The organism is Pseudomonas sp. ES4 (genome assembly GCF_050586665.1).
GTDB classification, from domain to species: domain Bacteria; phylum Pseudomonadota; class Gammaproteobacteria; order Pseudomonadales; family Pseudomonadaceae; genus Aquipseudomonas; species Aquipseudomonas frederiksbergensis.
The window spans coordinates 32610-47794 of sequence record NZ_JBOBDO010000029.1; the positions used below are offsets into that span (position 1 = coordinate 32610).

Below are 15185 nucleotides of genomic sequence, written 5' to 3' on the forward strand. Positions count from 1 at the left end.
CCCGATCCTCTTAGCGCGCCGGCAGCACTTTGCCCCGGCATTCGCCGAAACCGATGGAGGCAAAACCCTCGCGGCTGCAACGGGCACGCAGGATGATTTCGTCGCCGTCCTCAAGGAATTTGCGCACCTCGCCAGACGCGAGTTCGATCGGCTTTTTACCGCCCTCGGTGATTTCCAGCAGGCTGCCGAACTGACCGTTCTCAGGCCCCGACAACGTGCCCGAACCGAACAGGTCACCGGCCTGCAACTGGCAGCCATTGACGCTGTGGTGCGCGACCATTTGCGCCACGGTCCAGTACATGTGTCGGGTATTGCTGAGGGTCAGGCGATGAGCCGGCAGTTTTTGTTCGCGCAGGCCTTCGGTGAGCAGCAGCACTTCCAGTTCGATGTCGAACGCACCTGCCGCTTGATCGCGTTTGTCGAACAGGTACGGCAGCGGCTGTGGATCGCCTTCCGGACGTGCCGGCTGAGCACGACGGAACGGCTCCAGCGCTTCGGCCGTCACCACCCAAGGCGAGATGCTGGTGATGAAACTCTTGGACAGGAACGGCCCCAGCGGCTGGTATTCCCAAGCCTGGATGTCCCGCGCCGACCAGTCATTGAGCAGGCAGAAACCGGCGATGTGATCGGCAGCGTCACCGATGGCGATCGAGTCGCCCATCTCGTTGCCCTGACCGATCCAGATGCCCAGCTCCAGCTCATAGTCCAGACGCGCGCACGGGCCAAACGTCGGCTCGGTCTGGCCGGCTGGCAGCGTCTGGCCTTTCGGACGGCGAACATCGGTACCGGACGGGCGAATGGTCGAGGCGCGGCCGTGATAACCGATCGGTACGTACTTGTAGTTCGGCAGCAACGGGTTGTCGGGACGGAACAGTTTGCCGACGTTCTGCGCGTGCTCGATGCCGACGTAGAAGTCGGTGTAGTCGTTGATTTTCGCTGGCAGGTGCATCTCGCAATTGGCCGCCAATGGCAACAGTTTTGCGCCTTGGGCTTCGATCTTGCCGCGCTGGGTGCTGCCTTCCTTGAACAGTTCCAGCAGGCGTTCGCGCAGGGCAACGCGAGCCTCACGACCCAGTTCGAAGAACGCGTTCAGCTGACCGCCACGGGTGGCTTCGACTGCTGTTTTTGCGACGCCATCGAACAGCCCGGCGTCCAGTGCAGCTTCCAGATCAAAGATATGTTCGCCAATGGCCACGCCACTGCGCGGTGCCGAACCCTTCACGCTGAACACACCCAGCGGCAGGTTCTGCAGAGGGAAATCAGCATGGCCATTGGCGGAGGCAACCCAGCTACGAGTGATGGTTGTCTGAGTCATGGGTTATCTCCGGGTCGGGTCGAAAGTGGCGGGCAGCGTGGCCCAGCAGGCATCGTAATTGTTTTGCAGTTGTGGGCAATCGAGGGCGAATTGGCTCGGGCGCAGCACCTGGCTGGTCTCGAACATGAACGCCATGGTGTTGTCGATTTTCGCCGGGGCCAGTTCGGCGTTGATCGCCTTGGTGCAGGTTTCGCCGTCCGGGCCGTGGGCGCTCATGCAACTGTGCAAGGACGCACCGCCGGGCACGAAACCTTCGGCCTTGGCGTCGTATTCGCCCTTGATCAGGCCCATGAATTCGTTCATCAGGTTGCGGTGGAACCACGGTGGCCGGAAGGTTTTCTCGGCGACCATCCAGCGTGGCGGGAAGATCACGAAGTCGAGATTGGCCAGACCGGGGACGCTCGTCGGCGACGTCAGGACGGTGAAGATCGACGGATCCGGGTGATCGAAACTGACCGTGCCGATGGTGTTGAAACGGCGCAGGTCATATTTGTATGGCACGTTATTGCCGTGCCAGGCGACCACGTTCAGCGGCGAATGATCAAGCTCGCAGCCCCACAACTGGCCGAGGAATTTCTGCACAAGGGTGGTCGGTTGCTTGAGGTTTTCGTAATGCGCGACCGGGGTCAGGAAGTCCCGCGCGTTGGCCAGGCCGTTGCTGCCGATCGGCCCCAGATCCGGTAGGCGCAGTGGCGCGCCGTGGTTCTCGGCAATGTAGCCGCGAGCTTGCGGATCAAGCAGTTCGACGCGAAATTTCAGGCCGCGCGGCAGCACGGCGATTTCCAGCGGCTCCAGTTCCAGCACGCCCAATTCCGTTGCGATGCGCAAGCGTCCCAGTTCCGGCACCAGCAGCAGTTCGCCGTCGGCGTTGAAAAACACACGCTCCATGGAGCGGTTGGCGCGGTAATTGTAGATGCTGATCCCGGCCGGTTTTTCCGCGCCGGAGTTGGCAGCCATGCTCACCAGGCCGTCGATGAAATCGGTCGGCTCGCTGGGGATGTCCAGCGGGTTCCAGCGCAGGCGATTGGGGGTCACTTCCCCCAACGGGCCGCCGGCCAGTTGCCGATCCAGTTTGACGAACGCCGGGTGATTGGCCGACGGCTGAATGCGGTACATCCAGGTGCGCCGCGCTTCGCTGCGAGGCATGGTGAACGCGGTGCCGGAGAACAGTTCGGTGTAGAGACCGTACGGGGCTTTTTGCGGGGAGTTCTGGCCGACGGGCAGTGCGCCGGGCAGCGCTTCACTGCTGAATTCGTTGCCAAAGCCGGACTGATAAGCCAGCTCGGGCGCCGTTGAATCGAGGTTCATGGAGCCTCCTGAACAGGGAGTAGGCAATGGCCTGTCACTCCGTCGAAGAGCTCTCGGCACGCCTGGGTTATTTTAATCGTAATTCGATTACGCTTAACGTAATTTGATTGGTATTGACCGTCAAGCTATAAAGACGCCCATTCGTCCCGGGATCAGACCACCTCCATGGAAACGCCGCGCAGCAACGATAAACAGAAAGTCCGCTCGGCCGAGGTCGGCACCGACATCCTCAAGGCCCTGGCCGAGTTGTCGCCATCGACTTCACTGTCGCGCCTGGCCGAACACGTACAGATGCCGGCAAGCAAGGTTCACCGCTATTTGCAGGCGCTGATCGCCAGCGGTTTTGCTGAACAGAATGCGGCCACCAACCATTACGGTCTGGGCCGCGAAGCCTTGCGAGTAGGGCTGGCAGCACTCAACAGTATGGACGTGCTGAAAGTCGGCGCCCTGCCCCTGGCTGAATTGCGCGATGAGTTGAACGAAACCTGCTTTATCGCCGTGTGGGGCAACCAGGGCGCGACCGTGGTGCACATCGAGCCAGCAGTGCGCGCGGTGACGGTGGTGACGCAATTGGGTTCGGTGTTGCCGTTGCTCAGTTCGTCCACAGGGCTAGTGTTCGGCGCCTATCTGCCCAAGCGTGAAACCGTCGAATTGCGCGAGCGGGAACTGCACAGCAGCGCTTCACATGCGCTGGCGGACGATCAGGCCTACCAGGCGTTGTGCGAACAGATCCGCGAACGCGGTCTGCATCATGTGCATGGTTTGCTGATGCCGGGCGTGGACGCCTTGTCGGCCCCAGTGTTCAACGCGGTCGGACAGATCGCCGCCGTGCTGACCATCGTCGGTCCGGCTTCGTTGTTCCATGCCGACGAAAACGGCCCGGCGGCGCAGCGGTTGCTGGCTGCGACGCGGGCCGTGAGTTGGCGGATGGGGTATCAGCCGATCCCGGATTCATCGACATGAGATTTGTGCTGCACAAACTTTAAAAGACACTTTTAAAGTTAAACAACGTATGTATCAGACGACATCCGGGAGGGATGTCTTGACCCAGCCGTTACAGCAGACGAGTTTTGCTGTCGAGGGCTTGTGGATCATTGAGAATAGCTTGAATGACCTCGAGCGCCTGTAAAGGCAATTTCTGTTGCCCGGTCGCCTGGCTGTAAAACTTCTGAACCGAATACACATCGCCCAACAAGCCGATAAAGTCCTTCTGCAACTTGGTTGCCCCCCCCTTGCTCAAACCGGCTTTACCCAGCGACGCCAGTTCGATCAGTGCATCCAGAAAATGCCATGCGGCAGTGGCGCGATCACCGTCGTTATAGGCTTCGGCACCTTCCAGCACACTTCTGGTGAGCAACACCACACTCATTGCAATGCCCACCGGCGGAATCACCACGCTGACAACGGTGGCCGCAGCCTCCACCGCGCCGAACACCAGTTTGAAGATGATTTCGTCGAGGCTTTCGGTCTTTTCATCGACATCGGAAATCGTGCGATAAATCAGATCGTCATAACTCCTGCCCAAGTCCCTGACGCGACTGTCGCGTAGCAGAACCGGAGCCTCATTGAAGTTACCAAGCTCTTCCAAATCAGTGATGTACGTCCGCACCACTCGCTGATCCTTATAACGAACCCGGTCATAGAAATAGTTGCCGAATTTGAGTTTCTTGACGGCGGATACAAATTCCGAGAACGGACGAATCAGTCGGCCATCAGGTGCGTCAGGCGTATACAGGAACTCCTCAACGCGATCACCAATGATCAATCGGAAAACGAATACCCCGACCACCAGTTTTTCTCGCAAATGCAACTTGAACATTGCGCTGAAGCGAACATCACTCGGGTATTCACCCATCGGACTCATCGTTCGTGTGTCAATTTTTTCCAGGTTTTCAATAACAGTCATCAGTTGCCGATACTGCTCGGCAGTCAAACGACCGTTAAAACGCTCCTGCATCACCCCTACTTTCATCTGGCGGCGCTGTACCTCGAGGTGAACCATTCGTTTAAACGCACCCTCGGGATGGCTTCTATCCAAATGCTTCGAACGTAGCATCTCGATGTACTTTTCGCCCGGGCGCAGCGTACGCGACCAGCCGGCAATATCCCGGATATCAAGTTTACTGATCGGTGGATGATCATGTTCCAGGGTAAACCGTGGATAACTCCAAGGCGTTTGTTGTTCATCGGCGTAAAAATGCGTTTCGGTGCTGATCAGTTCGGTCAGCGTCATTCCCAATTGCGGACTGACGGAGACAAAGATGCGATCAGGATTGACCGTGGCCCGCTCCCCCCTGTCAGCCAGCACTTGCTCGATTCGCTGTTTAATCAGATCGAAGCAGAACTTGCCGTAGGTAATGAAACCGCCCTCACGTGTGGCAATGACCTGCAAGGCCTTGAGTTCACAACGAGTACGGGCAAAGTTCTGGCGTTGAGCATCAGAAGCCGTGCGATAAGCGTAAGGTGTCCGGGACTCTTCCTCCGCCACTCGCCATGCGCGAATGTTTTCAATGGTGGCGGTCAGGACTTCAGCGCCTTTGTAAGGCGATGCAACCAGGCTCACTCCTTTCCAGGTACTCGGCAGCCGTTCGACCTGTTTCAAATAGGTGGCAATGACTTCTCGATCCACAGCGTGAGATTGCCAGGTCAGGTAGTCCCGACCTTTGGCATCCATTGTCCATTCGCCAACCCGTATGCCTACATGTTGCAAATTCTGGAGTTCGTACCAGTCCTGTCCACCTGGCGAGCCTGGCGCATACAGCAAGAAACCGTCTTGCCCATCGAGTCTTGCAACCAGAATCAAATGCTGGAGCGCTCGTGTGTCGTCGATGAGGCGCACGCCATCAATAGTGAATGCCTGGTCGCCGTATAAGGCAGAGACAATCCGTGCGAAGTTCTTGTCGTTGATGTGCCCCTGATGGCGAGCAGCCAACGCACTCAGCAACAGGCGCTGGCTCATGACGTTCTTCAAGGCTTGCATGACGTCTTGACGCTCATACCGAGAACGGAACTGGGCACCATAGGCAGCCCGGGCATCAGCGCTCATCATCTCTTCAAACCATTGCTGATTCAGCTCGGCGGGAAGTTCGTCTCCCATGAATACGAGATGGGCTCTTTGCCCTTCCTCGTAAAGGCCGTAGATGAACTGCTCGGTCAGGGTGCGAGTATCTTCCTGCTCGATCTTCCGTCCTCCCACCTCGAATGTATAACGAGCATTACACACAATTTCATCGGCATCCCGATCCTGGCCAAATTCCAGTTTAATGTTCTGATTGACAATGCTACGGGCATAATCCTTAAGCGAACTGAAGTGCCCCAACTGCTTTGCCAATTCACTCTCCCTCGTAACTAGCCATGCTTCGTGGGCCAAATAGAGCTCGCGATCTTCCTGACTTATTCCGTCCAGCCACGGTTTTGCGCTAGCAATCAAAGTATCTGCATTAAATAAACTATTCACATTCATTGTCCTTTGTTAACACATTTATGCCTGACCTGATGTCAAAGCACTTAGCGAAAACTTATTCCAGAACAACACAAAGAAACACGAGTAAAAAAATACAAGATATGATAAACGCGAACAATTTATTACCAGAAACAACAACACACAAGTCCAACTCTATATAAATAAAATCAAGCACAGGCACTTTTACGAGCACACACCTAACAACTTAGCCTTGGCCACAGCTTGCGTTCTTCGCTCAACCCCCAACTTTCCATTAATTCTACGGGCATGAGTTTTTACTGTATGCAACGAGATAAACAACACATCGGCAATCTGTTGATTGGAGTTGCCCTGTGCGATCAGCTGCAAAACTTCAAGCTCCCGTTTACTGAGGGGACTGGAACTGTGCGCCTCAACAGACAATTCGGTGATCGACATTTCAGATGTACGCAGCCACTGGGGTTGCCGCAATTGCAACTCACGCCACGCTTGCCGCCCTTGGCAACGGCTAATCATTTGCTCCCCTTCTTGCAAAGCTGCAGTGGCCAGATGCGATTCCCCCTCCAGCCAGATCACTTCGGCCCGCGCCAGATGCAATTCCGCTTCGAGGGCGTACATGCCATTGGCGTGCGCATTGTCGATCAGTGTTTGAAGCAACGCTTCGGCGTTGCTGAGCTGTTGCAGATAAACCTCGGCCAGAATCAACAGATACTCAATCCGTGGAATTAGCTCCAGTGTGGCCGGGGGAGCCTGGCGAGCCTGCGGCCCACAATAATGACGCAGTACCCGCGCCAGTGCCTCATGGGCCAGTTGCGGTCGCCCCTGCTGCAACCAGAACTGACTGCTGACTTGCAACAGGACGCCACGATAGACGGTATCCGGAATTTTCCGCTGCTGCATCAGCCGTTCAGCATCGCGCAATTGTACAAACGCCTGGGTGTAATCACCCTGATTGGCCGCCAGTTGCGCGAGACCAAGAAATCCATATAACACACGCTTGTCGTGACTGCGCAGACACAACTCAAGACCGCGCTGAAAGCACTCGCGTGCATGTTCATCCTGGCCCATGGTTAACGCCAGTCGCCCACGTCGTAAAGCGATACGCCCAAGCAACGGCGCGGGCCGGTCGGCCTGCTGGCAGAGCAGTTCATGTATGTTGAGCAATAAACTCTCGGCGCGAGCCGGGGCACCCCGCTGCTCCAGCCATTGCGCGTGATCGAGCTCCATCAGGCCCTCGAACACCAGCGAGCCTTGCGCCCGCGCCAGGCACAGCGCGTCGCGGTTGTGGGCTTGCGCCACGTCGAGTTCGCCCCTTAGCAATGCCTGTTGCGTCAAACCGGACAAACACATCAGGCGCGCCGTCCAACACTCGGGATCGAGCGCGCTCAACGCGTCAAGAAAGTGCGCGCGCGAAGCCTCCATTCGGCCCTGTAAATGCAGCAACCAACCTTGCAGGGCCTGCCAACGTGCAATCAGTTGACGCTCAAGCACTGCCGAGGGTTGAGGCGTGAAATGCGCCAAATGAGCGATGCAGGCAGTCGCCTGGTCGAAACGTCCGGCGAACAACAGCGCAGCTGTAATCAATCCGACCAATTGCGGGCTGCCCAGCGTCAGCTCTTCACCTTGCTGCTCATGCAAACGCAACAACAGCACCACCGTTTGCTCCTCGAACAAATGCTCGAAACTGAAGTGCTGCAACAGGCTGACCGCCACTTCGTATTCTTCGGCGAGCAAGGCCTGTTCGAAGGCCGATTTCCAGTCCTGTTCGGTACAGAACCATTGGCAGGCACGCCGATGCCATGAGCGTCCCGCCGGCCATTGCTCATCGCGCAACAACTGGGTGAATGGGGTGAATATCTGCAGCCAATCGGTGGAGTCGCCCCAAGGTTCGATAAAACAGCCCAGCGTTTGCAAGGTCCGCAAGTACTGAGCGCCCTCTCCGGCCCCGAACAGGTGATCGCACAGCCGGGCATTGAAGCGGGGCAAGTGGGCCAGCACGCGCCAGGCTTCGCTCAACTCAGGCGTCAGCGAGTTGAACAACTCATGCTCCAGATAATCGAGCAAGGTGTCCGCCCGTCCCAGGGGTTTGTTCTGCCGCGACCAATCGCACTTTTGCAGCAATGCAATCCGCACACCGGCACACCAGCCGCCGGTGCGCTGGATGATCCGACTGGCCACTTTGCCGGCCTGCTCCGGTACCCAGGGCTGCACGATCTGCTCGACTTCATCTGCCGTAAAAGCCAGCGAGGTGCTTTCGCATTCGTACAACTCATCGTCGAGCAGCAATCTTGGCCAGTTGCAGGGCGGGCGGCGGCGAGCACCCAGCCACCAGGTCAGCATCGGGCTGCTGGTCGCCAGCATGCGATCGAGCAACAGGTCCAACTCCGGGTCAGGCAAGCGGCAATAATCATCGAGAAACAGCCAGGTCGGCGTCTGCAATCGGGCCAGATAGCCCAGCAACTCGGATTCGTCCGACGAAGCCAGCCCCAGGGTTTCCGCCAGACGATGACGAAAATCCGCCGCGCTCAACACCACGCCAGACAATGGCAACCAGAACACGCGGCAATGGGGCGGGGCCTGCAACAGGCATTCGGCGAGCAGCGCAGTCTTGCCGCTGCCGGCCGGCGCGCAGAGTAATTTCACCCGTGCCGTGGAGGCCAGTAACGGCTCGGTCAAGCGAGACCGTGACAGGTGATGGGTGGACAGACGGGGCAGGAATCCAGGACGGTCCAGACACGGGATCATGGCGGTCATTGCGGCGTGCCTTTTTATAATTGTCCGGCAACCCTAGCCCTCTCTTAGCCGCTTGTTGAGAAGTATTCAGCACGCTGATTGGCAGCCATAAAAAAGGCGACCACCCGGTCGCCTTTTGTACTGCTGATGTATCAACCCACTACCGAACGCCCTCGGCGCGCAAGGCCGATGGCGTGTAGTCGGCAGCCTTGGCTTCGAAGCCGAATTCGAAACTGCGCTTCTCTTCGTTCTTCATTCCCAGGGCAATGTATCGGCCGGCAATGATGTCGTAGAGCGCTTCGAGGGTGTAGGCCGGGGTCTGATGATCGTAGTAGTACTGAGCGTGCCCCTCGGCCACTCGCCACAGCTGACCGCGACCGTCGTAATGGTCCGCCAGCGCCACTTGCCAGCTGTCTTCGTCGAGGTACATGTGGCGTTTGGCGTAGATGTGCCGTTCGCTCGCCTTGACCGTACCGATCACTTCCCAGACCCGGTGCAATTCATAGCGGGTCAGGTCCTGATTGATATGCCCGGCCTTGACGATGTCGTCGTACTTGAGGCTCGGCGAGTCGAGTTTGTAGCTGTTGTAAGGGATGTACATTTCCTTCTTGCCGACCAGTTTCCAGTCGTAGCGATCCGGTGCACCGGAGAACATGTCGAAGTTGTCGGACGTGCGCAGGCCATCAGCGGCAGTACCCGGCCCGTCATAAGCCACTTGCGGTGCGCGACGTACACGGCGCTGGCCGGCGTTGTAGATCCACGCCAAGCGCGGTTCTTTCACCTGATCGAGGGTTTCATGCACCAGCAGCACGTTACCCGCCAGGCGTGCCGGGGCCGTCACCGATTGCTTGAAGAAGGTCAGCACGTTGGCGGCTTTTTCCGGGTCCAGGTCCTTCATCAGTTGTGGTACGGCGATCTCTTCTTCGAAGCGGATCGGCGTGTAGCTGCCGTTCGTTTGCGGGGTCACCTGAGTGATGATGCGGCGCAGGTTGCCGCCGTGATAGCGGGTGATGTGGTTCCACAACACCTCGACGCCGTTCTTCGGAATCGGGAACGCGTAGTAGCGGTTGCCGGTGAAATTGGCCAGGCCGTTACCGTCGTTGATGCTGTTCACGTTCAGCGCACTGCGCTTGGCCGACTCGTAAATCTCCGGGGGCAGGCCCACGGTGCGGTGAGTCGGGTAGACCGGGATCTTGTAGGTTTCAGGGTAGCGTTTGAACATCGCTACCTGGCCATCCGACAACTTGTCTTTGTACTTGTCGACCGTCGCGGCGGTGATGGTGAACAGCGGTTTTTCACTGGCGAACGGGTCAGCCAGGAAACCTTTGCTGTCCACTGCGCCGGCATTTTTCGGGATGCCGCCGGTCCAGGCCGGGATCGAGCCGTCGGCGTTGCCGGCCTTTTCGGCGCCCAACGGCGTGAGGCTGGAGGCAAGCTTGTTGGCTTCTTCCGGCGAGACCGCCGCCATTACGTTGGCAGCCAGCAGACTCAAGGCCAGGGCGCCGCATTGCAGAATCATCTTGCGCATTGAAATCATCCTTCTCAGCCAGATCAGAAGTTCACGCCGAAACTCAGCGCCAGGAAGTCGCGGTCTTCCAGGGTGTTGTAGTCACCGCCGAAGAAATCGGTGTAACTGAGGCTCGCGGTATAGGTGTTGCGGTAGTCGGCATCGACGCCGACGCTGACGGCCTTGGCGCCTTCGTTGAACAGCCCGTTGGGGCCGTAGCCGGCGACGTCATGGGACCAGGACAGGTTGGGCTTGAGGTTGATCCCGCCAATCACGTTGGCGTAATCGAGGATCGCCCGGGCGCGGTAACCCCAGGAGGTCGAAGTGACAAAGCCGTCGGTATCGCCGCCAAAACCATACTGGCCATAGACCGAGTCACGGCCGTAACGCAATTCGGATCGCGACTCCAGGCCACCGACGTGCACCACCGCCGCCTCGCCAACCAGGGTCAACCGCTGGGCGCCCAGCACTTGGTCGAAGAAGTGCGTCAGGGTGCTCTGGACCTGTGTCACTTCCTTGCGGCGGTAGCCTTTGTTGTCGGCACCTGGCGTGGTGGCGACAGGCGATGCCGCGCCGCCTGCAATCGGGTTGAGCAAGGCCAGGGTCAGGTCGTTGGTGTTGACTTGCACCGGAGCGTTGGGGCGATAGCTGATCTCGCCGGTCCACGCCGTACCGGTAGGCAAGGTGGTGGAAAAGCTCGCGCCGTAGAGGCGAATGTCTTCCGGGTACTCGAGGTAATACTGGCCGCGTCCGAGCATCACACTTTGAGCCAGTGCCGAACCGGTGCCGGGCGCGATTCTGTTGGCGGCACCGACGATGGCCGGGATCCGTGCCAGCGTTGTCAGGCCGGCGGTGGTCGTGCCGACCGTCGGGCTACGGCTGTGATAGTTCATGAAGTACAGGCCGTACTCGGTGTCGTCGCCGAGCCAGCGCAGCGCCGTCCCCCACTGCCCGGAGTCGCGGGCATCGCGGTCACCACCACGCGGTACGATCACACCTTCCTGGCTGACTTCGAAGCCTTGGCCAAACGCGGCAGCGATCGGTTGCAACGGTGCGATCGCCGGGCTGGCCACCGTGTAATTCTTGTTGCAACCGTCTGCCACCACGTCGTTACCGAAGAAGGTGCCGCAGTTGTCGACGACGGTCTGGTCCCACTCAAGTTGATAGAAACCTTCCACCGAGAGTTGGTCGGTCAGGCCTTGAGAGGCGAACAGCATGTTCACCGGAATCAGGCCTTCCTTGATCTCGGCGCCAGGACGGCGAAACGCTGAAACGTCGATCGGGTTGATGCTGTTGATCGAGTTGCCGATGAAGGTACTTTCACCCCAACTCACCACCTGCTTGCCGGCGCGCACAGTGCCCGGCAGGTCAGCGATGGAATAGTTGTGATAGACGAAGGCGTCGAGCAGTTGCGCCCCGGAAGACTTGGCGCCTTCTTTACGACCGCTGTCACTGATCGCTTTGAACTCACGGTCCTCGTCCTTGAGTTCGAAGTCGTACCAGTACTTGCCACGCACGAACACCCCAGTGTCGCCGTACTTCAATTCAAGGTCATGAATACCCTTGAAGATCTTGGAGAAGGTTTCGCCCTTCTTGAAGTTCAGCCGCCCGTCATCCCCGGTCGAAGACTGGCCGGTCCCGCCATTGACGACGCCTACCAGGGATTTGTCGGCATCACGCATGCCCCAGCTCGCGCCGACGGACAGCGAAGAGTCAAATGTCCCCTCGATTTCGCCAATGTTGAATGAAACAGCCTGCGCCTGGGCGCAGCAACCCAAGGCAACCGCAGCAGCGAGCGCTTGCGGCGTGAAGATGGCGCGCATTGTTGTTTTTGTCATGCGTCTTCCCCGGTGAGTGACAGAAGGCCCCACCCTACTGCCCCACGTTGGGAGCGATAAGCGCACCAAGGAGGTATTCGCGATGTACCTCCAAAGGATGAATGCCCGCATGGGACGGGGGTTTGCGCGGGTTATGGATGGGCTGGATGGGGGGTTATCAACACAACGCATGGCGTGTGGGAGGGGTCTGTCAGCACTGTTACTCATGCTGCAACAGTTCATGTCGTGAATTGCTATTTTTCCTTTTGGCTCAAGGCCTTATTCTTGCCGGGCTTTCACGGCAACCAGCCGCAAAGCACGAAGCAATGGCGGTGGCCAGTCCACGCCATGGGTGACAGATTTCAGAGGAGTTGAAGATTTTCGACTCATCGCCCCGTGTTCACTGACGTTGATTTATTGCTCCTTGATCAATCGTCTTACTTTGGCCGCTGCGTTTGCAGCGGCCTTTTTTATGGGCGGGGGGTTTTTGGTGCCAGCCCGTTTGCTAGATGTTTAAAACAAGTCCTACAAGACATTTCCTGTAACTGCATAAGAAACATCTTTTAATGCAGAGGACAATCGCGCCTGCATTCCCGTCTTATCGAAAGTCCTCTCAAGTTTATGTGCAAAAGCCCACACGCCTCTCAGACCCATTACTTTTCATTTAGCTGTAACTTGAAGTTGCACGACAAAACTGTTGGCAGTGCATGCACTCCAAAAAACTTACATCTTAAACAGCGCGCAAATTCAAAAGGATATGAATATGCAAAAATCACCAAAACCGCCGCAGGAAAATAACTCGCCGCCAGGTTTTCTAGAAATAACTACCCCTGTACATACAGTAGGCATCGCACCCGATCACTTTACACCTCCGCCTCGAAGTGGAACTCATTTGCAAGCAGGTCCATTTGGACCCGGCGTTTCGACTTACAATCAAAATCGAGGCACCGTAATAAATACGACGAAGGCGCTGGAACAGGAATATCAGACCCGGTCCAGCCAACTACCGCAAACCATCGAGGCAGAACTGGCAGCGACCCGATATGAAGGCCCTACGAATCCAGTTCCACCTTTGCAATCAGTCGCCCGGGAATTAGAGGTACTGAACAAACTCACTGAACGCAAAACAGCAGAGTTCCACAGTAAAACAGCCACTGCCAACGCGTTTTATGGAGGTGATCCATTTAACCGGCATATCAATGAGTTCATGATCAAAGCCACAAAGATTGAGAAGTGGCCGGGGCCGAATGGCGTTGCCATGCAGGCCTTGAATCAATCACTCAGAGCCGCGATCGATGCCAGATTACTGTCTCAAACCTTGCAGTCACTCCACCAGCGAACAGCCAATCTTCAACACACCCTCAGTGCCATGCAGGCCGCTGAACAAGCACGAATGGCTGCGGAACGTGAAACACAGCGCATTGCCGCTGAGCGGGCACAACTCGCAGCGCAACAAGAATCGCAACGGGTCGCGGCGGAAGTGGCACGCTTGGCAGCAGAAGAAAAACAACAAGTGGCTCGCCGTAAAGAGGAACACGCGCAATGGATGGCGGCGGAATTAGCCCGGATACAAATCGAAAACGCTGAACGTCTCGAGCACCTTAGATCGGAATTTGCTGCCGAATTACGGGCTGAAGAAGCGCGAAAGCAGGATCGTATCGCAGGATTAAAAGCTGCTTTGGCTGAGGCTGAAGCCAATGAGGTAGAGGCAGCTCGTCGTTTCGCAACCGAACAAGCTCGTCTCCATACGGAAATAGAGCAGCGCATCGAACAGATACAAAGGCAACTGCAAAAGGAAGGAGAGATTCTGGAGCTTCGCCGGAAAATCATTGATACAGCGACTACCGTGGCTGAACGTCAAGCTCAACTAGCGAATCTGAAAATAGCGGCACAGGCTGAGACCCAACGACAAATCGAGCAGGCACGCCTCCTGGCGCAATGGCGAGAGGAAACAGAGGCTCGGTGGCAAAGCCCCACGTTTGCCAATGTCGGTTCGATGGCGGCATTCGGCCCAACGTTTACCGGCACACTAGGAACTGTCGGCGTTAGCCCAGCGACCTCCTTGGCGCTCAGGACCGCGCTACGTGCTGCAGTATCCGCGGCTATCGCCGCACTCGCGTCAGTAGCAGCGCCGGTACTCGTCGGGTTCGCCGCTCTATTAGCTCCCTCCAGGCTGGGTAGCGGTGATCTTTTCTCCGTAAGTGTTCCGCTGTCAGAACTCGCTCCTGATTCAACGGCCGACCTGTATGAACTGGCAGCCATCGGAGGGGAAATCGACCTGCCGGTGAGACTCGGCTCGAGGACCATAGGCAATAGCGTAGAGATTGTCGTTGTTGCCACTGACGGAGTGACAGTACCCGCCAGTGTGCCGGTAAAACTTGCTCACTTTGACGCACGCAAGAATGTTTACGTTTCCGGCAGCACCGTCTCCAACGGCCCCGTCATCACCTGGACGCCGCTGGTAGAGCCGCAGGATCCTTCAACGGAATTTCCGCTGGTCGACACTGACCTGCCGATCTATGAAGGCGCTACCGTCACCCCCGGTGTGGGACGAATCGATCCGTTTCCGGAGCTGGACCTCTACGGGTTTGGCGGCTTCATCACCGTCTTTCCGATCGACTCCGGGATCCCTCCGACATTCACGATGTTCAGGGATCGGCGACAGGATCCCGGTGTTGCCAGCGGGAGCGGACAGTCGGTTTCAGGAAATTGGTTGGGTGCCGCCTCGACGCTGGAAGGGGCGCCGATCCCCAAGCAGATTGCGGATAAACTTCGGGGGCGGGAGTTTTCGAGTTTCAAAGCGTTTCGCAGAGTCTTTTGGAAGACAGTAGCAAGTGAGAGATTTTTGAATAGACAGTTCACTCCACTCAATAGAATTGATTTGAGAGATGGATTATCACCAAGTGCCAAGTCTTCGGAACAAGTGGGCAGACGGAAAAAATTTGAAATACACCACGTTAAGCCTATCAGCGAAGGTGGCGCAGTCTACGACATAGACAATCTTCGTGTACTGACACCAAAGCAGCATATCGAAGCCCACTCCCAAAAAGGAGAAATGTGAAA

Annotated in this window: 8 protein-coding genes; 2 read left to right on the top strand and 6 right to left on the bottom strand. The window is 57.3% G+C overall.

Features of this window, described 5'->3' with window-relative positions; genetic code table 11:
• Positions 1-10: 10 nt before the first annotated feature.
• Positions 11-1315 carry a fumarylacetoacetase gene (gene fahA / locus ACQ4OB_RS24495; protein ID WP_430956618.1) on the bottom strand — a complete coding sequence of 435 codons (1305 nt, stop codon included), beginning with the start codon at positions 1313-1315 and terminating at the stop codon, positions 11-13.
• A gap of 3 nt (positions 1316-1318) precedes the next feature.
• The gene (hmgA, locus tag ACQ4OB_RS24500) at positions 1319-2623 is read right to left on the bottom strand and encodes a homogentisate 1,2-dioxygenase (RefSeq protein ID WP_430956619.1); all 1305 of its coding nucleotides are present in this window, start codon (positions 2621-2623) and stop codon (positions 1319-1321) included.
• 165 nt (positions 2624-2788) lie between these two features.
• Here hmgA and ACQ4OB_RS24505 point away from each other — a divergent pair, with 165 nt between their 5' ends.
• Positions 2789-3586 (top strand): IclR family transcriptional regulator, encoded by a 798-nt coding sequence (locus ACQ4OB_RS24505; protein WP_074873842.1) that lies wholly within the window; start codon positions 2789-2791, stop codon positions 3584-3586.
• A gap of 91 nt (positions 3587-3677) precedes the next feature.
• On the opposite strand, the gene ACQ4OB_RS24510 is transcribed toward ACQ4OB_RS24505, so the two are convergent.
• The 4 genes from ACQ4OB_RS24510 to ACQ4OB_RS24525 all read right to left on the bottom strand — a co-directional run bounded on the left by ACQ4OB_RS24510 (position 3678) and on the right by ACQ4OB_RS24525 (position 12143).
• Positions 3678-6086: a dermonecrotic toxin domain-containing protein gene (locus ACQ4OB_RS24510; protein WP_430956620.1), complete on the bottom strand. Its 2409-nt coding sequence runs from the start codon at positions 6084-6086 to the stop codon at positions 3678-3680.
• Between the two features lie 183 nt (positions 6087-6269).
• Entirely contained in the window at positions 6270-8819 is a 2550-nt protein-coding gene (locus ACQ4OB_RS24515; protein ID WP_074873840.1) for a LuxR C-terminal-related transcriptional regulator, read from the bottom strand.
• A gap of 139 nt (positions 8820-8958) precedes the next feature.
• The gene (locus ACQ4OB_RS24520; protein WP_430956621.1) at positions 8959-10326 is read right to left on the bottom strand and encodes a DUF1329 domain-containing protein; all 1368 of its coding nucleotides are present in this window, start codon (positions 10324-10326) and stop codon (positions 8959-8961) included.
• A 23-nt stretch (positions 10327-10349) separates the two neighbouring features.
• Positions 10350-12143: a DUF1302 domain-containing protein gene (locus ACQ4OB_RS24525; RefSeq protein ID WP_074873838.1), complete on the bottom strand. Its 1794-nt coding sequence runs from the start codon at positions 12141-12143 to the stop codon at positions 10350-10352.
• Between the two features lie 742 nt (positions 12144-12885).
• On the opposite strand from ACQ4OB_RS24525, the gene ACQ4OB_RS24530 reads away from it, so the two are divergent.
• Entirely contained in the window at positions 12886-15183 is a 2298-nt protein-coding gene (locus tag ACQ4OB_RS24530; protein WP_430956622.1) for an S-type pyocin domain-containing protein, read from the top strand.
• The last annotated feature ends 2 nt before the right edge of the window (positions 15184-15185 follow it).